At 60.1% G+C, this 21,473-nt stretch carries 16 protein-coding genes and 1 CRISPR repeat array; of the genes, 9 read left to right on the top strand and 7 right to left on the bottom strand.

Annotated features, from left to right (window positions below):
• Positions 1-10: 10 nt before the first annotated feature.
• The 6 genes from HMPREF3162_RS01025 to HMPREF3162_RS01050 all read right to left on the bottom strand — a co-directional run bounded on the left by HMPREF3162_RS01025 (position 11) and on the right by HMPREF3162_RS01050 (position 7,189).
• Positions 11-826 (bottom strand): HpcH/HpaI aldolase/citrate lyase family protein, encoded by an 816-nt coding sequence (locus tag HMPREF3162_RS01025; protein WP_070776602.1) that lies wholly within the window; start codon positions 824-826, stop codon positions 11-13.
• A 23-nt stretch (positions 827-849) separates the two neighbouring features.
• Positions 850-1,371 (bottom strand): MaoC family dehydratase, encoded by a 522-nt coding sequence (locus tag HMPREF3162_RS01030; RefSeq protein ID WP_070573243.1) that lies wholly within the window; start codon positions 1,369-1,371, stop codon positions 850-852.
• A 59-nt stretch (positions 1,372-1,430) separates the two neighbouring features.
• Positions 1,431-2,897 carry a cardiolipin synthase gene (gene cls / locus HMPREF3162_RS01035; protein ID WP_070776603.1) on the bottom strand — a complete coding sequence of 489 codons (1,467 nt, stop codon included), beginning with the start codon at positions 2,895-2,897 and terminating at the stop codon, positions 1,431-1,433.
• Positions 2,898-2,980: 83 nt separating this feature from the next.
• Positions 2,981-4,666, bottom strand: coding sequence for an L-lactate permease (locus HMPREF3162_RS01040; RefSeq protein ID WP_070776604.1), 1,686 nt, complete (start codon positions 4,664-4,666; stop codon positions 2,981-2,983).
• Positions 4,667-4,878: 212 nt separating this feature from the next.
• Positions 4,879-5,952 carry a phosphotransferase gene (locus HMPREF3162_RS01045; RefSeq protein WP_070776605.1) on the bottom strand — a complete coding sequence of 358 codons (1,074 nt, stop codon included), beginning with the start codon at positions 5,950-5,952 and terminating at the stop codon, positions 4,879-4,881.
• Positions 5,927-7,189 (bottom strand): aspartate aminotransferase family protein, encoded by a 1,263-nt coding sequence (locus HMPREF3162_RS01050; protein ID WP_070776606.1) that lies wholly within the window; start codon positions 7,187-7,189, stop codon positions 5,927-5,929. Before HMPREF3162_RS01050 ends, HMPREF3162_RS01045 begins: the two co-directional genes overlap by 26 nt.
• A gap of 510 nt (positions 7,190-7,699) precedes the next feature.
• Here HMPREF3162_RS01050 and cas3 point away from each other — a divergent pair.
• From cas3 to HMPREF3162_RS01095, 9 genes are all read left to right on the top strand, one after another.
• Positions 7,700-10,570 (top strand): CRISPR-associated helicase Cas3', encoded by a 2,871-nt coding sequence (cas3, locus tag HMPREF3162_RS01055; RefSeq protein ID WP_226829243.1) that lies wholly within the window; start codon positions 7,700-7,702, stop codon positions 10,568-10,570.
• 20 nt (positions 10,571-10,590) lie between these two features.
• Positions 10,591-12,249, top strand: coding sequence for a type I-E CRISPR-associated protein Cse1/CasA (casA, locus tag HMPREF3162_RS01060; protein ID WP_070776608.1), 1,659 nt, complete (start codon positions 10,591-10,593; stop codon positions 12,247-12,249).
• Positions 12,239-12,844: a type I-E CRISPR-associated protein Cse2/CasB gene (gene casB, locus HMPREF3162_RS01065; protein WP_070776609.1), complete on the top strand. Its 606-nt coding sequence runs from the start codon at positions 12,239-12,241 to the stop codon at positions 12,842-12,844. Before casA ends, casB begins: the two co-directional genes overlap by 11 nt.
• 28 nt (positions 12,845-12,872) lie before the next feature.
• Positions 12,873-13,994, top strand: a complete 1,122-nt coding sequence (gene cas7e, locus HMPREF3162_RS01070; protein WP_070776610.1) for a type I-E CRISPR-associated protein Cas7/Cse4/CasC — start codon at positions 12,873-12,875, stop codon at positions 13,992-13,994.
• A gap of 7 nt (positions 13,995-14,001) precedes the next feature.
• The gene (cas5e, locus tag HMPREF3162_RS01075; protein ID WP_070776636.1) at positions 14,002-14,706 is read left to right on the top strand and encodes a type I-E CRISPR-associated protein Cas5/CasD; all 705 of its coding nucleotides are present in this window, start codon (positions 14,002-14,004) and stop codon (positions 14,704-14,706) included.
• Positions 14,706-15,410 carry a type I-E CRISPR-associated protein Cas6/Cse3/CasE gene (gene cas6e / locus HMPREF3162_RS01080; RefSeq protein WP_070776611.1) on the top strand — a complete coding sequence of 235 codons (705 nt, stop codon included), beginning with the start codon at positions 14,706-14,708 and terminating at the stop codon, positions 15,408-15,410. Before cas5e ends, cas6e begins: the two co-directional genes overlap by 1 nt.
• Positions 15,407-16,363 (top strand): type I-E CRISPR-associated endonuclease Cas1e, encoded by a 957-nt coding sequence (cas1e, locus tag HMPREF3162_RS01085; protein ID WP_070776612.1) that lies wholly within the window; start codon positions 15,407-15,409, stop codon positions 16,361-16,363. The genes cas6e and cas1e overlap by 4 nt, the downstream gene beginning before the upstream one ends.
• On the top strand, positions 16,351-16,722 hold the full coding sequence (cas2e, locus tag HMPREF3162_RS01090; RefSeq protein WP_070776613.1) for a type I-E CRISPR-associated endoribonuclease Cas2e: 372 nt from the start codon (positions 16,351-16,353) through the stop codon (positions 16,720-16,722). The genes cas1e and cas2e overlap by 13 nt, the downstream gene beginning before the upstream one ends.
• A 49-nt stretch (positions 16,723-16,771) precedes the next feature.
• Positions 16,772-19,238: direct repeats of the CRISPR family, unit length 28 nt; unit sequence GTGTTCCCCACGCCCGTGGGGATGAGCC.
• 163 nt (positions 19,239-19,401) lie between these two features.
• Positions 19,402-19,644, top strand: a complete 243-nt coding sequence (locus HMPREF3162_RS01095) for an antitoxin VbhA family protein (RefSeq protein ID WP_070776614.1) — start codon at positions 19,402-19,404, stop codon at positions 19,642-19,644.
• Between the two features lie 187 nt (positions 19,645-19,831).
• On the opposite strand, the gene HMPREF3162_RS01100 is transcribed toward HMPREF3162_RS01095, so the two are convergent.
• Positions 19,832-21,109, bottom strand: a complete 1,278-nt coding sequence (locus HMPREF3162_RS01100) for a thioester domain-containing protein (RefSeq protein ID WP_070776615.1) — start codon at positions 21,107-21,109, stop codon at positions 19,832-19,834.
• Positions 21,110-21,473 lie beyond the last annotated feature (364 nt).

The raw sequence follows: 21,473 nt of genomic DNA on the forward strand, positions 1-21,473 counted from the left end.
GCACAAAGACTCAGGCGCGTGAGCGTATGCGGCGAGCCTGGCGCAGCAGGGGCTCGTCGATCATCTGCCCTTCGTACTGGAAGACGCCATTGGAGGTTTCAGCTTCTTTCAGCACACCGAGGGCCCAGTGGATCTGCTCGGAGGTTGGAGCGAAAGCAGAGCGCACCACCTCGATGTGGCTGGGGTGAATGGACACTTTGCCGTCGAAGCCGGATTCCACGGCGTCTTCGGCTTCGGCGCGCAGACCCTCGAGGTTGGGAATGTCCGCCCAGATCGAATCAAGCGCGTATTTGCCGTGAGCCTTGGCTGCCAGAAGCATGTTGGCCCGCGCCAGGCGAGCAAAGTCGCGATAGGTTCCATCGGCCTTGCGGGATGACCCTCCGCCGAGGTCAGCGGTGAGGTCTTCGGCACCCCACATAAGGGCCGTCACATTAGGCGCCGCGGCGATGTCGCTGACGTTGAGAGCGCCCTTCGCGGTTTCGATCAGCGCAATCACATTCAGGCCTGCGAGCTTGTCGGCGTCTTCGGCGCTTTCGACCTTGGGCAGCATGCAGCTGTAGCTGCCGGACAGTTCGCCGATGAGCTTGCGGTCCTCGGCAAAGGCCTGCGTACCGGCAGGATTGACGCGTATGACGGTGCGCTCCGGCGCCAGGGGGTCAGGACCGTTTTGGAATTCGAGGAACGCTCGGCGGGCAGCCGCCTTGTCATCGGGTGCCACCGCGTCTTCGAAGTCCACAATGACGATGTCGGAGCGTTCTGCGGCCTTGGTGTAGCGGTCGGGACGGTCGCCGGGGACAAAAAGCCAGGCGGGTTTCATGGTCGACATGCTTGGTCTCCTCGGTTGTTTGGTCAGTCGGCAGAGGTTTTGTCGCTGCTGCCCGCCTGCGTGTTGGGGTCAGAGGTGAACATGAGCGTCTGCCGCACAGCCCGGGCGACGACTGTGCCGTCCTGGTTGCGGCCGATGTGTTCAAGCGTGACGATGCCCTGGCCCGGCCTGGACTTCGAATTGCGCTTGTCCAGGATCTTCGTTTCGGCGTACAGCGTGTCGCCGTGGAACATCGGGTGGGGAAACGACACTTCGGAGAAGCCCAGGTTGCCGACGATGGTGCCCTGAGTCAGCTGGGAAACCGACAGGCCCACGAGGGTTGCGAGTGTGAACATCGAGTTCACCAGGCGCTGTCCGAAAGGCTGCTGTTCCGACCAGGCGGCGTCCAGGTGCAGTGCCTGCGTGTTCATGGTGACGGCGGTGAACCACGTGTTGTCGGCTTCCGTCATGGTGCGTCCGGGGGCGTGTCTGTAGACCGCACCGACTTCCATTTCGTCCAGGTAGAGGCCGCGCTGCTGAATGACTGGGGCGTTTTCTTCGCTCACGTTTCTGTGCTCCTTTGCATGTGAAGTGCCCTCAATCTATCGCGTCCTGGTGATCTGCGTTACTGCAGTGCTGACGTCAGCCGGAACACCGACTCCAGGTAGCGGCGGAAGAATCCGCGCTCTCGCCACTCTTCCAAGGTCAGCTCGGTGCACCTGGTCCGGTACTCCTCGACAACATCGGAAATGCCGGACACGAAGTCACCTTCGGCGCACATGAGGCTGATTTCGTAGTTGAGGCTGAAAGAGCGCATGTCCATGTTTGAAGAGCCGAAGACCGCGTAGTCGTCGTCGACTATGAAGCACTTGGTGTGCAAAATCTGCGGTTTCGGCAGGCGGTGGATGCGCACACCGGCTTCCAGGAGACTGTCGTAGTAGGACGACTGGGCGTATTCGACCATGAACTGGTCAGCTTTTTCGCTGACGAACAGTTCGACTTCGACCCCGCGGTGGGCGGCGGTGATGATTGCGGCTTTGATCGTTTCGTCCGGCACGAAGTAGGGGCTGACAATCGACAGGCGCTTTTCGGCCAGGTACATCAGCGATGTGAAGCAGCGCAGGTTCGGTTCGGTTTTGAAGCCCGGGCCCGACGGGACCAGCTGGACTGCCGCGTCTTTGCCTTCGAATTCCGGAATCTCTCGACCTTCGTAGTCGTAGGGGCGGATGTCGATGGCCTCTTCCCTTTCGGAGTACCAGTCAGTTGCGAACACCGCTTCGAGCTCAGCGACGACCTCGCCGGAGACTTTGACCCAGATGTCGTTCCAGTGGCGGCCTGCGTCTCGGTTCTTCTGGGATCCGTAGGCGGACTCGATGCAGTTCTGGGAGCCCATGAAGCCGACCTTTCCGTCGACCACCACGAGCTTGCGGTGATTGCGCAGGTCTATGCGGCGCATCTTCCCCTGCAGCGGCAGGAAGGGCAGCATCAGCTCCCAGTCGATGCCCACGCTGTCGAACCACTTCTGCAGGTCGCGGAAGCCTTCATACTTGCGCGAACCGAGGTGGTCGAGGAGAACGCGGACGCTGACTCCGCGCTGTGCGGCCCGGCCGAGCGCTTGGAAGAACGGCTCCGTGTGGGCGTCACGCGCCATGATGTAGATCTCGACGTGCACATAGGATTCGGCGGCGTCAACAGCGTCGGCCATGTCGTGAAAGGCCTGCTTGTAGTCGGTCGACATGCTCAGCTTGCGCGCATCGACCATCGGCAGTCCGGTCAGGTGGCGGTTGAGCTGAATGATCTGCGCGAAGTCCCTGGGCGGTTCGTAGCCGTCAGGCCAGTCGGGAACGTCTTTCGTTCCCTGGTCGAGAAGCTTGTTGACTTCAGCTTGGATGCGCTGACGGCGGTCGTTGACGTAGGGGCTGCCGAACATGATGAACATCGGCACGCCGATCAGCGGAATGAAGAGGATGGCCATGAGCCACCCCATTGACGCTCCCGGGCGGCGGTTTTCCGGCACAACGCCGACGGCGATGATTTTGATGGTGTAGGACACCACGAGCCAGATCACCCAGAGGATCGTCCAGATGCTCATACGCCCTCCCTTCCACCGCGAGTTTACATTTCAAACACAAGGGACGGCGCGTTGGCCGCGCCGTCCCTTGTGTGCCTCAGCGGTCAGCCGCCGATCGGAGCGAGGTCGAGGCCTGCGAGCATCCAGCCGAGAATCGGGGTGGACTGCAGGCCGATGAGCAGGCACAGGAACAGAACGAGCACAACGGACCAGCCGAGCACCTTGCGGAAGATGACCGACTCCTGGCCGGGCATATTGGCTGCGGTGGCCGCAATCGCGAGGTTCTGGGGGCTGATGAGCTTGCCGACCACACCGCCGGAGGTGTTTGCCGCAACCGTGAGTTCGGGGTGCAGGTTGAGTTCCACTGCCGCGGTCTGCTGCAGTTTGGCAAACAGCGCGTTGGCCGATGTGTCCGAACCGGTGACAGCTGTTCCCACCCACCCCAGAATCGGGGAAATGAAGGCGTAGGCTGCACCCGTGCCGGCCAGCCACACGCCGATTGAAATGGTCTGTCCCGAGAAGTTCATAACGTAGGCCAGCGACAGCACCAGCACAATCGTCAGACCCGCCCAGCGCATGCGGTAGAACGTGTTGCCAAGCTCCTTGGCTGCTCCGCCCAGGGGTGAGGGGAACTTCCCGCCGGAGGTGCAGAAGCGGTAGACGATCGCCACGATTATGCCGGTGATCAGCAGCAGTGAACCGGGTGAGGACAGCCAGGAGAAGTTGAAGACTGTGGAGTCGCGAACGGCACCCGTTTCGTCGACTAGAGCTTCGTGGATGACCGGCCAGGGAATCTTGACATCGGTCGATGCGAGAAAGGCCGTGACCGGCGGAACCAGTTTGGCGATGCCGAACACCACGATGAGCGCAAGGTAGGGAAACAGGGCGAAGAAGGTGCGTTCGCCGCTGATCTTTTCGGCCTTCGGCGGTTCTGCCACGCCCAGGCGCTCACGTGCCTCGATCGAGCCTTTGGGTTCGTAGATCTTCATGAACAGGATGGTGCCGCCCAGTCCGCCGAGTGCTGCGACGATGTCGGTCAGTTCGTAGCTGAAGAAGTTTGACGACAGGAACTGGAAGACGGCGAAGGTGAAGCCGGTGCACAGCGCGATCGGCCACAGGTCTTTGATACCGCGGCGGCCGTCGATGATGAACAGCAGGATCAGCGGCACGATGAGCGCCAGGATGGGTGATTGGCGGCCGATGATCGCACCGATGACGTTGGGGTCGATGTTGGTGAGCTTGCCCGCAGTGGTGATGGGCGTGCCGATTGCGCCGTAGGCGACGGGGGCGGTGTTGGCGACGAGGACCGCGGCGGCTGCGCGCAGGGGTTTGATGCCCAGGGCCATGACCATGGTTGCGGTGATTGCGACGGGTGCGCCGAATCCGGCGAGCGCTTCGAGCAGACCGCCGAAGCAGAAGGCGATCAGGAGTGCCTGGACGCGGATGTCGCCGTGGCCCACGCGGTCGAAGATATTGCGCAGATCTTCAAAGCGGCCGTTGATGACGGTCAGCTGGTAGAGCCAGATGGCGAAGATGACGATGAGCGCAATCGGCATGACGCCGAACGCTGCACCTTGCAGGGCGGACAGGAGTGCGTAGCCGACCGGCATTTTGAATCCGGCGACTGCCACCACGATTGCGGTGATCAGAGCGATGAGGCCCGATGTGTGGGCTGAGCGCTTGAGAACGACGAGCGCTGCAAAGAACACCAGCAGCGGAATGAGCCCCACGAGGGCCGATGCAGTAACCGAGCCGGCGACAGCGTCAACGGCGGGCGTGTACTTCTCCATTTTGTCTCTTACCTGTCAGGGTGCGCGCCGCGCTTGGCGGTGGCACTGGCGGAATGCTGGGAAAGACGCATCCGCGGTGCAGCGACCGTGGGCCGAATTGTCCCAAGCCTGCGGCTGTTTTTTCAGTCGCAGAGTTCAAGCATATTGTGAAGCAACTCACGCCTTAACGCCAGGTCAACATCAGGTGTGTCAACGCCAAAGGCGATCTGCACTCAGCGTGTTTCCGCAATTGTCTTTCGGACGACTTCGAGCAGGTTTTCGGAGCGGGTGCGGGAGTACTGGCTGTCTTCGTGCACCAGGACTCGAGCCCAGTTGGTCCACACCAGGCAGTGGCGCATAACGGCTAGCGGCCAGATGAGGTTCTTTTCGTCTGCGCGCAGCGCCTGGACTTCTTCGAATCCGCGGCACAGGTTCTCAATGACATCCTGCAGCTGTGGGACCTGGGTTCCCGGAGTGCGCGGTGTTGTTGCGGCTGATGCGGTGATGCCCAAGTCGACAATCCGCGGCGCTGTTGCAATGTCCCCGAAGTCGATGATTCCTGCGAGGTTGCCTTTGGCATCCAACAGGGTGTTGCCGTCGTGGAGGTCCTGGTGGATGACGGCTGTCGGCAGTGCGTTCCACGCGGGGATAACCGTTTGCCGAAAGTGCTGCACGAAGCTGTGGATGGTATTCCGGTCCTCAGTGTCGACGTGGTCACCCAGTTCTTCGAGGTTGCGTTCAATGCGGCGATCGGAGCCGTACATCGTCCAGTCGTGTTCGGTTGGGCACAGCTGCGGGTCGACACCGCTGAGGGCCTGGTGAAGCTGTGCGGTCGCCCTGCCCAGCTGGACGAGGATGTCCTCGCTGTGCACACCGGCGGAAGCCATGGGCTCACCGTCGAGCCACGGGGCTATGCGCACCCAGAACTGCTCGCCTGTCGTTTCCACGCGCATTCTGCCGGCTTCCCCGGCGGGCTCGCCTGTGGGCAAAGCGAGGGCACCCGGCACCTGGAAGGGCAGATCTGATTGTGCGCGGGTGAGCTTTATCGCAATCTGATCTTGCAGGTCGAGGTCTCCCTGCTGCCAGCCGGGGTCGAGGATCTTCACCATGATCTTCTGTTGCGCCTCAATTGCCGAGGTGGGGCTCACCTGGCCTGCTCGGGCGCGGAAGATGAGGTCCCGCTCCCCTAGGAACTGTGTTCGGTCAGTGAGAGAACAGCCCAGCGGCACCTCGAGAGCGGAGAAGACGGATTCGAGATCAGCCTGTGTGACCGGTGTGCGATCAGGCGAGCGTCCCAGCCAGTACATTGGCTATCCTTTCCAGTTGGCCAGGGGTGATGGCAAGCGGTGGGCGCAGTTTGAGGGTGTTGCCGCCAGGGCCGGTGGTGCCGACCAGCACGCCGTTTTCGTACATGGCCTGTTTGATGTCCGCACCGGTGACGTCTGCGGCGCTGAGGTCAATGCCGATCATGAGCCCGAAAGTGCGCACCGTGATGGGGCGGCGGCACTCTCTCAGCGCCTGGGCGAGGTGGCCCAGCAGCTCTTCTTCGAGCTGACCGATGCGTTCGGGCATGCCGATGCGGTCGAGTTCATCCAGCACCGCGGCACCTGCGGCACAGACTGCGGGGCCTGCGGCGAACGTGTTGAAGTAGCGCTGTTTGCTGCCGAAGGCGTCAATGAGGTCGGCTCGACCTGCAAGTCCGGCCAGTGGGAGGCCGTTGGCCATGGGTTTGCCCATGGTTAGCAGGTCGGGTTCAACGCCCAAGGCGCTGATTGCCCACCAGGTGCCGGTGCGACAGAAGCCTGCCTGGACTTCGTCGGCAATGAACAGTCCGCCCGCCTGGCGGATTGCAGCGGCTGTCTGAGTGAGGGTGGGATTGGCGGCCGAGGTTTGGGGTTGGTCGCGGCCGGGACTGAATGTGGATGTTCCGGCCAGGATTCCGTCGCTGGTGAACGCGGAGTCGAGGACGAGGGCGGCTGCCCCGTGGCCGCGCTGGTCGAGCTTCGCGGCAGCTTGAGCAACGGAAGCTGCAAGTTCGGCGTCAAAGGTTGAGCTGGCGAGGTTCGGCACGGGCACGGTTTCAACCCAGTCGGGAATCGCGTCGAGGCCTATCAGGCTTGGCGAAATCGCAGCCGCTGTTGTTGTGGTGCCGTGATAGGCGCCGTCAGTCACAATGACGCCCGTTTTGCCTGTGGCATTGCGGGCTATTTGGAGTGCGAGGTCGTTGGCTTCGGAGCCAGAGCAGGTGAAGATCAACCGCCCAAGACCGCCTGGCATAAGTGCGCCGAGTTTGTCGGCATAGGCATCAACAGTGGCATCGGCGTATCGGGTGTGGGTGTTTGCCCTAGTGAGTGCGGTGTGCACCGCAACTGCAACAGCCGGATTGGAGTGCCCGACCACCGGCACGTTGTTATAGGCGTCCAAATACTCGGTGCCGTCATCGGCGGTGATGACCGCACCCTGTGCAGAAGCCACGTGCAAGGGCGGGGAATAGAAGCTCCGATAGTTCGGCCCGAAGAAACCCGATGTGCGAAAACCGTGCATGAGGTCACTGTGTCACAGAAGGGTGTGGGCGGGAATGGTTCCCGGGAACGGGCGGCTATCCGGGGCACCCCCTATCCTGCGGTTTGTAAAACGCAGCGAAGCTTTGCAAACCTGGACCTAGACGGCTCGCAGACATGTACGCCTGCCTACCCACCACCCTGCCGCGCAGGACGCTTTGTGGGTATGAGCCGTAGTTCGCCTTAGAGCACATGTGTTCCCCGCAGCAGCGGGGATGTCCGGGGCCGAGCTCTGCAAGGGCTCGGCCCTTTTGACTGCCTGATCACCTCCAGCCGCCAGAAAAGTTGCAGAATCAGTCATAGTAGTCGTCTTGAACTAGTTTGCCTTACTGTCGTTATGTGGTTAAACTCATACCAACATGGCACTCCACATCGTGCCGCGAGGCACTGACACAACCTTCGAGGCGGGAACATGACGGAAGAATGTGCAGACGATCTGGCGCCAGCCTTTCTCCTGCCAGCCAAAAGCTTCAGGACACAAGACCCGGCACTCATGCATTTACAGGAAGTGCTATGGCTCGCCTTGCCTCAACATCTCCGCGACAGTGCGGATGTGGGCATGGCACTTGCGGAGGATTGGCTTCCCCGTTCCATCAGTGAACGCCTTGCAAACCGATATTCGCTGTGCAACGACGAAGTCTGTGCCTTGCTGGGGTTCCTTGCAGGAACGCATGACCTGGGCAAGGCAGAATCGTCATGGCAAAGCAGACTTGAGCATTCCCCGACAGCAGCATGGCTGGCAGATAAGGCACTGTCGTCCGGCCTGTTCGACGAAGCGCAGAAACACTGCGATCCCACCTACAAGCCGCAGCATTCCGTGACGTCTGACGTGATTCTTCGCAGACAGTTACCACTGCTTTTTCCCGGGGCCGACTACACCGCAATCTGCACCCTCACGGCATCGGCAGGCTGCCACCACGGAGTTCCAAGCAACCTTCCCTATCATGAACTGCTGCGTGACGACTCAGAACTGCCGCCGCTCAACCGGCACCTCGACAATCATGGCGCTTCATGCGCGCGAGTCTGGGCAGCTTTGACCCGCGACATCCTCGATCGCACCGGAGCTCACAGCGCTCTTGAAAAGATCATCGGTGCCGGTGGGCTGACAATTACGGACCAGCTGACAATTGCCGGCTTCGTCAGCATGTCCGACTGGATCGCCTCGAATCAGGAATTGTTTCCGCTGACGGAAAGCGGAGCACACTCCAGCAGCGAGTCCCGTGCTGCTGCGGCTCTCGATCAGCTCAACCTCACTCAGTCGTGGTCGCCAGAACCAGACCGCCCGATCCCCTTCAGCAAACGCTTCGGCTGGCCGGACAGCGCTGCGCTTCGGGCTTGCCAGCGCACCGCTCAGGCGGCTGTTAAAGGCCTTAATGAACCAGCACTGGTTGTGATCAGCGAAGAAATGGGCCGTGGGAAGACAGAAGCCGCTCTCCTTGCCGCAGAAGAGATCGCGAAAGCCCGCGGTGCCGGAGGCTTGGCTTTCGGATTGCCCACACAGGTCACAGCCAATGCCATGCTTCCGCGCATATCCGATTGGCTGCGATCGTTCAGCACAGCCGAGAACCAGCACTCCCTTCGGCTTACTCACGGACGTGCACACCTAAGTTCCGAGTTCGAAAGGCTCGTTCGGCACACGAGAGCAGTCAATGCTGAGCAGAATGACACTGCAGACGACGGCGTCATTGCTCACGCATGGTTCAGCGGACGCAAGAGCCTTCTGTCAGATTTCAGTGTTTCGACAGTTGACCAGATCCTCATGACTGCACTGAAATCCCGCTACGTCACGCTCCGCCATCTGGGTGTTTCGGGCAAGGTCATCATCTTCGACGAGGTGCACTCCCTCGACCCTTATTCGACCGCGTATCTGGAACGTACGCTGATGTGGCTGGCCGCCCACCAAACCAGCGTCATATTGCTTTCCGCAACCCTCGATTCCGCTGTCCATGACAGACTGGAACGCGCTTACGCTCACGGGCTGAGGCCCCGACGCCCAGCCGCTGCGGCACAGTCGCCGAGCTATCCCCAGGTGTCAGTGACAACCGCAGAAGGCACACAGCGCTACGACGTAGAGGTTGTAGACGAACACCGTCAGGTTCACCTCGACATCATTGATGACAACCTCGCGTTCTTGCGAAGAAAAGTTGAGCAGCTGACGGACGACGGCGGCGTTGTTGGCATCGTATGCAATACCGTCCAGCGCGCTCAGGATGCCTACTGCACTCTCTCCGATCTCTGGCCAGAGGAAACTGTGCTTCTGCATTCACAGCTCACAGCTGCGCAGCGCGCGCAGATCGAAGCTCGCCTGACTGACCAGTTGGGTAAGAAGTCAGCACGCAGTTCTGATGATCCTGCGTCGCAGCGGCCCTACCGTCGGATTGTCGTTGGCACACAGGTGCTTGAACAGTCGCTCGACGTTGATTTCGATTTGCTGGTTTCCGACTTTGCGCCGGTCGATGCTCTCGCCCAGCGAGCCGGTCGCCTGCACCGCCACGACCGACCAGACAGCGACCGCCCAAGCCAATTGCGCTGCGCACGCATGCTCCTGCGCGGCATCACGCGGCGCGGACCGCAACCGCCTCTATTCGATCCCGGCTCCGAATCCATCTACGGCAGCTACATACTGTTGGCCAGCGCGGCAGCTCTGAGCGAGAACTTCAATGGAGGGACATGGTGTATTCGCCACGACCTCTACCCGAAAGTCGAAGCTGTTGGAACGGGCTCAATCGCTGTTCCCAGTGAGTGGGAAAGTGAATTCCGGCAGGCCCAAAGAGACCACAAGCAGGCTGTGAGAAACGCATGCCGGAGGGCATCAGCCCACCAGATCAGCCCACCCGGGAAAGCGAACAACAACCTCGGACGCGCACTTGACGGCGCAGACACGCTTGATGCCGACCGCAGCGAAGAGATTGTTGCGGCCAGCGTCAGAGACATTGAGCCCAGCCTCGAAGCGATTCTCGTCATGCAGTGCGACGGCCTTCTATACCCACTGCCGTGGCTGGCCCCCGGCCAGACGAGCGCTATCAGCGAAACCCAGGCTCCGCCCACATGGCTGTCGAAGCTTTTGGCGGACTCAACCGTTCGCCTGCCCCGGTGGTTGGTTCCGCCCTACCAAGTCGATGAGGCAATCGACTCTCTTGAAGCAACTCGGATAGGCGCCTGGCAATCAGATTTCCGCTTGAAGGGACAGCTTGTCCTCGCAATCGACAGTGACTTTCGGGGGCAGGTGTTGGGCACGCATTTCCGATTCCACCCCTGCTACGGGTTCCTCAGAGAGGAACAGTTCAGTCAATACAAGCTGCAGGAAATGCGCGAAAGTCCATCTGCGGATGAACAGGAGGAAGAACTCTATGAGGATCTGTGACGAAAGGATGGTGACAAAGCATGTCTGACGGTTTCAACCTGGTCGATCGTCCGTGGATTAAAGTCCAGACGATCGACGGAGAGCCTGCGGAAGTGGGACTCAGAGACTTCTTTTCTCAATGGGACAGGTTCGCAACGCTTGACGGTGAGACTCCCACACAGAACGCCGCGGTCTTTCGCGTGCTGATGGCGATAGTGGTCAGAACAGTCCGCCTGCACCCCGAATGGGGATTCATCGACGACGAAGGCGAACTGTGGCGAGAAATCTACGCGGCAGGCGACTTCCCCGAGCTGATCGCCAACTACCTCGAAACGCACCATGATCGCTTCGACCTTGCCTCAGACGCGGTTCCGTTCTTCCAGGTGGCAGACCTCCACACAAGCAAAGAAGTGTACGAGTCAGCGGCGGCTTTGGTCCCTGACACCGGCCCTGGACTGTTCTCCACGCAGACCGAAGCGTCAGCGTCTGAACTTGAGCCAGCAGTTGCAGCCAGATATCTGATCCACCGCCAGGCCTATGACTATTCGGGCATCAAATCCGGCATTGTCGGAGACCCCCGAGTGAAGGGCGGGAAGGGGTATCCGACCGGACCTGGCTGGGCGGGCCGGCTCGGACACACCGTGGTCACCGGGCCTACGCTGCGAGACACTTTTATGCTCAGCCTGCCCATGCTGGAACTGATTCCCGAAGAGCTCATGTTCGATGACGAAGACCTGCCTCCGTGGGAACGGCAACCCGACACTGCCATGCCCCGAAGCGCAGACGCTGTTGAGCCAAACGGCATCGTCGATCTACTGACATGGCAACAGAGACGGATCAGGCTTTTCTGGTCAGAAGACGCCGAAACGGTTACGCACGTACTGATCGGCAACGGCGATAGAATCAACGAGCGCAATCAGTTTGCCGAACCGTACTCTCCGCAGCGTTATTCCGACGTTCAGTCTAAAAAAGCAAAAACCAGTGTGTTCTTTGCGCAAGAACTCGATCCCACGCTGACCGTTTGGCGTGGAGTGCAGGCAATGTTTGCTGACGGCTCCATCGCCGAAACCAAAAATCGGCGAGCTCCTGTCCTTGAGCAGTTCACCGGTCCTGTCGGGCGGGAAAGACAGACCGCGTACGCAGGCAAACACGTTGGCGTTTGGCTCTGCGGGATTGAATACGGTCCGCAACAGTCCTCATTTGCAGATGAAATGTCTGAAGTCTTGCCCATACACCTCAGTCTGATGACTGAGGCCGGCTTTCAGATGAGGAAGACGGTTCTGGACGCCATTGACCGGATATTCACCCTCCGCGGTCAGCTGCGATGGTTTTTCAAACAGCTGGAAGTCAGCCAAGGCGGATCACCCGAAGAAGCACCTGAAGCACCAACCCAGGCGTGGCTTGCCGAACTCGAACAAGGATTTACGCAGTGGCTGGCCCAGCTGTCTGCAGAGCAGTCCGCTGAAGAGTCGCAGCTGAACTGGCTCCGAACCCTGCGCCGGGTCACATACCGAACAGTCATAGAAGCCGTTGACCAGGCCGGACCGCACGCCGCAGCCGGGTGGCTTGAACACGATCCCAACGGGACCGTGCACTTCCACAGTTCTGCCCGCTACGAATCGTGGATGCTCGCGAAACTCAAACAAGCAGCTCCCCTCCCCTCGGACAATGAACAGAAAGGAGGATCTGATGACCGCTGAAGGTGTAGAAACAGAAAAGGTGACGGTGTGGTCGTCAGTCGGCCGTTATATCCAGTCACTTCAGCAGCAGTTCCTCAACGAAGTGCCCGCCGCTCGCGGCAGCCTCGCAGAGCTTCGGAGAGCTGTTGACGAAGAACCAGGGGTGAACCCCCGCGTCTGGGCAATGGTTCTTGAAAGCCTCCCGGAGTACGCGCAGGGGAAAACGGATGAAGCCTCGCGCGGAGAATGGGCCGCTTTTACGGCGCTGACGCTGTATGCAGTGCATCAGCGCGGCAATAGTGCCCCCATGCATACAACGGATGTGCCGTTCGCGCAGGTCGTCGGCAAGGTGGTGCGCGATGGCAGCGCGTCTCTGAAAGGACGTTATGACGCAATCATCACAGCGACTAGCTTCGCTGGGCAACGCCATCATCTGAGGTCTTTGATCGGACTTCTCAGCAGCAAGAACACCCCACAGCGGAGCACGGCGTTCGATTACGGTCAGTTCGCTTCTGACATCCTCCAGTTGCAGAACCCTGCCAAGCGCAGCAGTGTCCAGCGCGGGTGGGGACGTGATTTCTATCACGGTTACAGCTTTAAGCCTTCCAACAACTGATTCACTCTCATCTTTGAAAGGACTCCCAATGGCTACGTTCATCGACTTCCATGCACTCCAAACGCTCCCACCGTCCAACATCAACCGCGGGGAAGACGGAGCACCGAAAACAGCTGCGTTCGGAGGCACTCGTCGTCAGCGCATTTCATCGCAGGCGTTGAAAGCCGCGCAGCGGCGGGATTTTGCACACATGTTGAATCGCGACGAGCTTGGCGTTCGCACCAAGCAGATCGTTGCTGAGACTGCGGCGCGGGTATGCGCCGCCGACCCAGAGGTTTCCCCTACCGAAGCTGAAAAGTGGTCTTCTGCTGCCTTCGGGAAAGCAGGGATCAAAGTTGCCAAGCCCAAAGCTAAGAAGGACGAAGAGCCCAAACCCGAGCAGGCTGGTTACCTGGTGTTCTTGGGCAACCACCAGCTGGACCGGCTGGCTGCGGCGATTGTGGAAAAGCGGGATCAGGCGTTCACCAAGAAAGAAGTTCTTGAAATCATCGACACTGAACACGCAGTTGATGTTTCGCTGTTTGGCCGCATGATTGCCGACGACGCTGCGCTCAATGTTGATGCTGCCGTCCAAACCGCTCATGCAATCGGGGTGTCGGAGGCTGCACCCGATTTTGACTTCTACACCGCTGTTGATGACTTCACGAAGGCCGAGGAAGAAACTGGGGCCGGGATGATGGGCACCATCGAAATGATGTCATCGACCTTTTACCGCTACGCCACCCTCAACGTAGATCAGCTGCTTGAGAACCTCGGCTCGGAAGAGGCGTTGGTGCGGGCGATTGACGCCTACGCCAGAACTTTCATCCTTTCTCTGCCCACGGGGTACCAGAACTCGTTTGCCGCTCACACACTGCCGGATCTCATAAACGTTGCAGTGCGCAAGCGTCCCGTCAGCTATGTCAACGCCTTTGAAAAAGCTGTTGCCCCAGACGAACGCGGGACCATCGCAGCAGCTTCTGAGGCCATGGCAGATGAAGCATCCAAGGTGACAGAACTCTATGGACTTGCGCCCGAACGTTCGTGGTTGATTGCCTCTGACGCCCTGGAAGCTGACGTCGATTCGCTCGGCCAGAAGACGGGCTTTGCTGAACTTGTATCTCAACTTGAAGAGCATGTGCGCGCGCAGATCACCGAGGATGAGAGGTGAGCCGCTGATGAAGACCATGGTCCTCAATCTTTCGGGGCCGATGCAGTCTTGGGGTGTTTCTTCTCGCTTTAGCCGACGGTCGACAGAAACTGAGCCCAGTAAGTCCGGTGTCATAGGTCTGCTTGCCGCGGCGCAGGGCAGGTCGCGAACAGCAGAAGTTGATGACCTGGCGGAGCTGGTTATGGCCGTCCGTGTTGACCGTCCCGGTCAGCTTCTTGAGGATTTCCATACTGCACGACGGCCTGGGGCCAAGCATTCTGTTCTTTCGTACCGACATTACAGAGCTGACGCCGCCTATACCGCCGCTGTGGCTGGAGAGGACGCCCTCATCGATGCGCTTAGCCACGCCGTTGTGCAGCCTGAATTTCCGCTGTATTTAGGGCGGCGCAGTTGTCCAGCCCCTCCGAATCTTTTTGGCGGGGTATTCAATGGCGTAGCGCCGGAGGACGTTCTGCGGGATCTCGATGCTGCCCCCTGGCAGGCCGCAGAGGACTACAGAAAGTCGCTCGGAAGGACGGTGTTCTTACCCTTAGCACGCGATGCTCAGCCCGGAGAAATCGGGGAAGCAGCGTATGACGTCCCTGTCAGCTTCAATCCTGAACATCGTCAATATCGGGTGCGGCTTGTTGTCCGTCCTGACCCCGTTCGGGTCGAAAACGATCTGGGGGCAGAAAACACCGACCGCTACCTCAACTTGGCTCAGGAGGCTTGATGTTCTTCAGTCGAATCCAGCTCAACCCTGCACTGAGGAAGACCAAAGCCGCGCTGGCAAGCCCTCATCTGATCCACGGGATGATCACGAAGACTGTTCCGCCGGATCAGCAGGCAACAGACGAGGGCCGACTGCTGTGGCGGGTGGACCGCGGGCACCACGAAACGGTGTTATACGCGGTGACCCCGGTTCAGCCGCGGTTTGAACATGTGGTCGAACAATTGGGCTGGCAGAGCGCACCTGCTCAAACAACTGATTACGGTCGGCTTCTTGATTCGCTTCAGCGCGGGCAGCAGTATGCGTTTCGTGCGGCGCTGAACCCGGTTAAAAAGAAAGACGGCAAGCGTTTGCCGCACGTTACGGTCAAGCAGCAAATGCGCTGGTTCTTGGACCGCGCTGACGGGTGGGGGTTTGCGATTCCCTCCAATGCCGACTATGAGCCGGGGCACGCTGAGTCAACCGACACCAGCAGGGATGAAAGTCAGCTGGACGGACTCTGTGTTGTGCGACGCGAAGACAGTCGATTTTCTAAACCAGATGCGGCTGGCAGCAGGCACCGGGTAGCCCACAGGATTGCTGTTTTTGATGGTGTTTTAGAAGTCACGAACCCCAACCTTCTGCGGCGTTCGCTTGCTTTCGGGATCGGCAGTGGGAAAGCACACGGGTGTGGTCTGCTGACTTTGGCCCGACTGGGGGAACCATGAGTTCCCAGGCTCCGCCTCGTTCGCAGGAACTCGGACGAACAACTGACAGACTTTCGTTTGTCTATGTTGAAAGGTGCGTGCTCCATCGTGATTCCAATGCAGTTACCGCGACCGACAGCAGGGGCACAATCCATATTCCGGCAGCTATGGTCAGCACCCTGCTTATTGGCCCGGGTGTGCGCGCCTCTCATGCTGCGATAGCGCTCTTGGGAACATGCGGTGTGACCGTTGCGTGGGTTGGTGATGGCGCGGTGCGCTGCTATGCCACTGGAAGGCCCATGGCTCGTTCAAGCAGGCTTTTAGAAGCACAGGCTCGGGCTTTCGCCAACCAGTCGGAACGTCTGCGAGTGGCCCGGGCTATGTACGAGGTGCGCTTCCCCGGAGAAGACGTATCGGGCCTGACAATGCAGCAGCTGCGAGGCCGTGAAGGAGCGCGTGTCCGCAGGATTTACCGGAGTGAATCAGAAAGGACCGGGGTTTCATGGAGTGGTCGGACATACGATCCGGCGAATTTTGCAGACGCTGATGCGATTAATCAGGCTCTATCAGCGGCCAACGCCTGCTTGTACGGAGTGTCAACTGCGGTCATCAACGCGCTTGGCATGACGCCGGGTTTGGGTTTTGTGCACGTCGGTCACGATCAGAGTTTCACCTACGATGTGGCTGATCTTGTGAAGGCCGAAACCAGCATTCCGGCGGCTTTCGATGCTGTTGCGGACAATCATGAAGAACCGGAACGGGCTGTTAGGGCGCTGCTGCGGGAGCGCTTCTTCCAGCAGGGGACTGTAGAGAAGCTTGTGGAAACACTGCGCAGACTGTTCTTGAACCCGGCGGATGCGTCGGCTGAACCGGAAGTTGCGTATCTCGATGAATTGTCAGTATGGGCTGGCCGGGGCGAACGCCGGCTTTCCAGCGGACTCAATCATGCAGATCACGGATCATGGTCATCGTAGTCTTGTCGAGCTGCCCAGCAGGCCTGCGGGGAGACGTCACCAAATGGCTCGTTGAGATTTCGGCAGGAGTGTTCGTTGGAAATATCAGCGCCCGAATCAGGGAGCTTCTTTGGGAGCGCATTGACGAATCTTCCGCTACAGGTCAAGCGCTGATGATTTGGTCCACCAACAACGAACAGGGCTTTGACTATCGAGTCAAGGACCACAAGTGGGAGCCCGTTGACCTCGACGGCGTCACCTTGATGCGCAGGCCAGCTGCACAATCTGGATACGGGAACACCACCCTTAAAGCGGGCTGGAGCAAAGCCAGAGCCATGCGGAATGCCCAAAAGTTCGGAAATAAGCGCAAAAGCACCTAAAGTGATCCCATACCAACTTGCGGGCCGGTATTCGCACTGGTCAACAAGTGTGTTCCCCACGCCCGTGGGGATGAGCCCGCGCAGATGTAGGTTTCGTCAGCCTGGGGTTCGTGTTCCCCACGCCCGTGGGGATGAGCCCAAGGCTTTCGGCGACGTCGGCGTGAAACTCAAGTGTTCCCCACGCCCGTGGGGATGAGCCGGCACGCAGCTGGCCCACATCGGCGGACATGCGGTGTTCCCCACGCCCGTGGGGATGAGCCCGGTGATTGTGTCGCCCAGGCCCCAGGCTTCGGTGTTCCCCACGCCCGTGGGGATGAGCCTGCGGCTCAGCTCATGGCGGACAGTGCCACACCGTGTTCCCCACGCCCGTGGGGATGAGCCCACCGTCCCCTACACCGGTGGCAAGGTCTATCTGTGTTCCCCACGCCCGTGGGGATGAGCCCTTCCGGCTGTAGAAACCGGAGACGGATTTGTTGTGTTCCCCACGCCCGTGGGGATGAGCCTATGCCTGACCCTCGCGCTCAGCTGTGGGGTGCGTGTTCCCCACGCCCGTGGGGATGAGCCCTTCTCGGGGGTCCTTAAAACTAGCAACCCAGGGTGTTCCCCACGCCCGTGGGGATGAGCCCTAACGGGGTCTTTTTTCATACCCCGAAAAGGAGTGTTCCCCACGCCCGTGGGGATGAGCCCATTATCAACACTACTGAACCGGATAGGCCGCCGTGTTCCCCACGCCCGTGGGGATGAGCCCGACCGCCGGCACTGGGCCGACACCTACCGGCGGTGTTCCCCACGCCCGTGGGGATGAGCCGCCATAGGCAGGGCGAGTGCGCCGTCATGGAAGGTGTTCCCCACGCCCGTGGGGATGAGCCAGCTTCGGTGTGGCACTGTCCGCCATGAGCTGAGTGTTCCCCACGCCCGTGGGGATGAGCCTGGGCGGCCTTTCGGACGCACCTCTAATGGATGGTGTTCCCCACGCCCGTGGGGATGAGCCCCGCGATCGTGTCCCCGACAGTGAAATCTCGGAGTGTTCCCCACGCCCGTGGGGATGAGCCCAGTTCGTGGTCGGTGAGTGTGTGCATGGGCTTGTGTTCCCCACGCCCGTGGGGATGAGCCCACACCCAACCGAAAGGACGACACTATGTCGACGTGTTCCCCACGCCCGTGGGGATGAGCCCCATCGTCCAGGCAATCACGCAGGCGGACGCCAGTGTTCCCCACGCCCGTGGGGATGAGCCCGAAAAAATCGAAGAGGTGCTAACCAGCCCGGAGTGTTCCCCACGCCCGTGGGGATGAGCCCTCCAAGGCCGCAACAACGCCACCCTGATGTAGGTGTTCCCCACGCCCGTGGGGATGAGCCGTTGTCGAAGAACAAGAAGATGGTTCCCCCGGTGTGTTCCCCACGCCCGTGGGGATGAGCCCCGGAGTTCCTGCGCCACAGCCTGCGCGTTGTCGTGTTCCCCACGCCCGTGGGGATGAGCCGCGGCGCATGCCAGGCGAATTAAGCAGATTCAGGTGTTCCCCACGCCCGTGGGGATGAGCCCCTACACGGCCAGGGTTCTGTCTGCCGAGCTGGGTGTTCCCCACGCCCGTGGGGATGAGCCCCACTCCACAAACACGCCGATAGCCGACTTAATGTGTTCCCCACGCCCGTGGGGATGAGCCCGACTGGGGCGTGTCAGCCCTGGTGTTTCAGGAGTGTTCCCCACGCCCGTGGGGATGAGCCAGAGGCAAGCATGAGCGCCACAAAAAACCTGCCGTGTTCCCCACGCCCGTGGGGATGAGCCCTTCTTGACCGGCCCAACATTATCAACACTCCTGTGTTCCCCACGCCCGTGGGGATGAGCCGAAGCAGACCGTAGACGTTGCCGCACTCCGCAAGTGTTCCCCACGCCCGTGGGGATGAGCCCTGTACTGATAGCCCGACCGCGCTTTGGGTAAGGTGTTCCCCACGCCCGTGGGGATGAGCCCTCGGTGGCACGTTCTACACCTCAACCGCCCAGGTGTTCCCCACGCCCGTGGGGATGAGCCCGCGGGTGAGCACATCGCCGAAGCAATCGAAGCGTGTTCCCCACGCCCGTGGGGATGAGCCCATTCCCTTGGAATCCGGCGTTATTCCGGCTCTGTGTTCCCCACGCCCGTGGGGATGAGCCCCACGGCAGGGCCAGTTGACTGTTAGCGGATATGTGTTCCCCACGCCCGTGGGGATGAGCCCTAACTGGTGTAAATCGACCCCGTACACCTCATGTGTTCCCCACGCCCGTGGGGATGAGCCTGCTTTCTGCGGACAACCCAATCGGCGGGAAGCGTGTTCCCCACGCCCGTGGGGATGAGCCCACGCCCGACAGCCGCCTCATAATCTCGATGCCGTGTTCCCCACGCCCGTGGGGATGAGCCCACCGCCGCAACATCGCCCGAATGATCGGCTTCGTGTTCCCCACGCCCGTGGGGATGAGCCCCATCCGGGCATCTTGCCGTCTGCGTCGAGGCTGTGTTCCCCACGCCCGTGGGGATGAGCCCGGAGATGCTTCGCCTGTGAAGCTGCTACAGGCTGGCCTGGCAGAGGTTAACCGTGCAGCCGATGACATCGCCCGATTCGATGAGTACGAGGAACTGTATTCTCAGGCTGGCGCGCCTGAGTGTGCTCTATAGGATGAAGCAACTACGGGAAGGTTGGATGCTATGAGTGATCATCTGGACATTGAGGAACGCTGGCCGGAGCTGTTCGCGCAGCTCGACGAGAAGCAGCGGCGTAACGTTGTCCAGTCGTTTGCGGCTGCCTGGCATGAAGGATGGGAGCCGAATCGTGAAGACGTAGAGAACTTGACTGATTACGTGCGCGGCGCCATTGATTTTGACGAGTATCTGCGTCGTTCAGACGAGGCTGCCGAGCGGCACCGGAAGACGGAGCCGCCGGTGAGCTGACGGCTGTTCGATACGTGGGCCTCATACGGCTACCGCGAAAGTGCTCCCCACGGGCGTTGGGATGAATCGTAGGTTCGTGCACGTACAACCCATCTGCTTCGGCCGCAGCGGGTAACGAAAGTGCCCGAGCATCCTTGGATGCTCGGGCACTTTCTACTTGAGCTGAGGTTCAGCTCGACTGATTACATCAGCTGTTCTGCTTACGACGGACAGCGAACACAGTCGCCGCACCACCGGCAATCAGAGCGGCTGCAGCTGCAAGTGCACCAGAAAGCTCAGCACCGGTACGCGGCAGAGCACCCGATCCATTGTCGTTGGACTCATCAACAACAGGCGCCGGCTGGTCCTTGTCGTCAGACTCACCGCCAGGCTGCGGGGTTTCCTTTTCAGCGGGGGTCTCTTCGTTCGACGGGGTCGATTCACCCTCAGACGGGGTTTCTTCGCTCGGCGGAGTGGACTCACCTTCAGAGGGGGTCTCCGACGGGGTTTCAGAAGGAGTCTCCGAGGGGGTTTCCGACGGGGTCTCGGAAGGAGTCTCGTCGGCTTCCCACTTCAGCGAAACTTCATCGGTCTTAACCGACTTCTTTTCGTCAATGAGGACAACCCGCTGTGCGTTCTCGTCAGCGTGCTTGAACACGCGACCAGTCAGAGAATCAGCCGACGACGTTGCCGTAAGCTTCACAGCACCTTTGGGGGCATCTTTGTTGATCTGAACAAACAGCTCGCCCGGCTTGACGTTGTCAAGATCAACCTTGTCGCCAGCCTCGTCGACAATCGTGTAATCGTCGCTGGTCGGTTCAGCCTGAAGCTTCACGGCGTCCTGGCTGCTGGTAACCGTGATCGGACCGACCTTGTCGCCAGCCTTGTAGGTCTTGTCACCACCCAGATCCAGTTCGACGCTAGCTTCGTTGTCTGAGAAGTTAACGCCGACGTTCTTTTCACCGATCAGGTACTTGTAGACCTGCAACACCTTTGCACTGGTATCAGCAGCGAGGTCAGCGCCCCCAGCGGTGGTGTAGTGCCAGACAGCACCCTGCGTAGCTCCGATCGCCTCAGCTACCGTCAGGCCCTCAACGCCTGCAGCCTGACCCAGTTCTTCTGCGGTGACCTTGGGGTACGAGTTCTCAAGAATCCAGCCGACCTTGTTCTTCTTCTCTGCGTCAAGGTCACCCCACTGCTCTACCGTGCCATCGCCCTTTTTAAAAGGCTTATTCAGCTCGATGCAGTAGGACTTGTATACCTTGTCTTCTACGGTGATGTAGAAAAGCGTCGTTCCGGTACGTTTCCTACCGTTGGCGGTGTCCACCTCAACGGCCGTTCCCTTTTCACCAGAAGCGGCTGTAGCGTCAGCACCAACTGCCGGAACCGAATCAGCCGAAGCTGGGGTGCTTGCTACAGGAGCAAGAAACGCCAGCGATGCGGCAACCGCAGCTGCCGCCAGCTTTCCAAAGCGCGTAATACTCATACTCAGTCTTTCTTTAAAGAATTCACAGCGAATGCAACAGTACAGCGCGACCCGGGACATGTAAACACTCAGACCGCACCATGAGATCCACCCTGACATCCATCTTGCGTGGGTCCGCCAGCCATGCCAGGTTTCAGGCGGGCCCAGCATCATTTCACTTCATTTCAGGCATGTCCGACCAACCGCACACGCCCCATTCTGCTGCCATCTGGCAGTCAGTCATCCAGCCAAACGTTCGCGAAAACTGCACGCGACACCTCGGGTGCCGGTGGGTGGAAGATCCCCGCGGCAGCGTCCCGGTACAGCCGCGAAGCTTCCGCAGCATTCCCAAAGCCCGCTCCCCCAGCACAGTGCAGTGCCGCCT

Origin of the sequence: Brevibacterium sp. HMSC07C04, assembly GCF_001815905.1 — a bacterium.
Classification (GTDB): domain Bacteria; phylum Actinomycetota; class Actinomycetes; order Actinomycetales; family Brevibacteriaceae; genus Brevibacterium.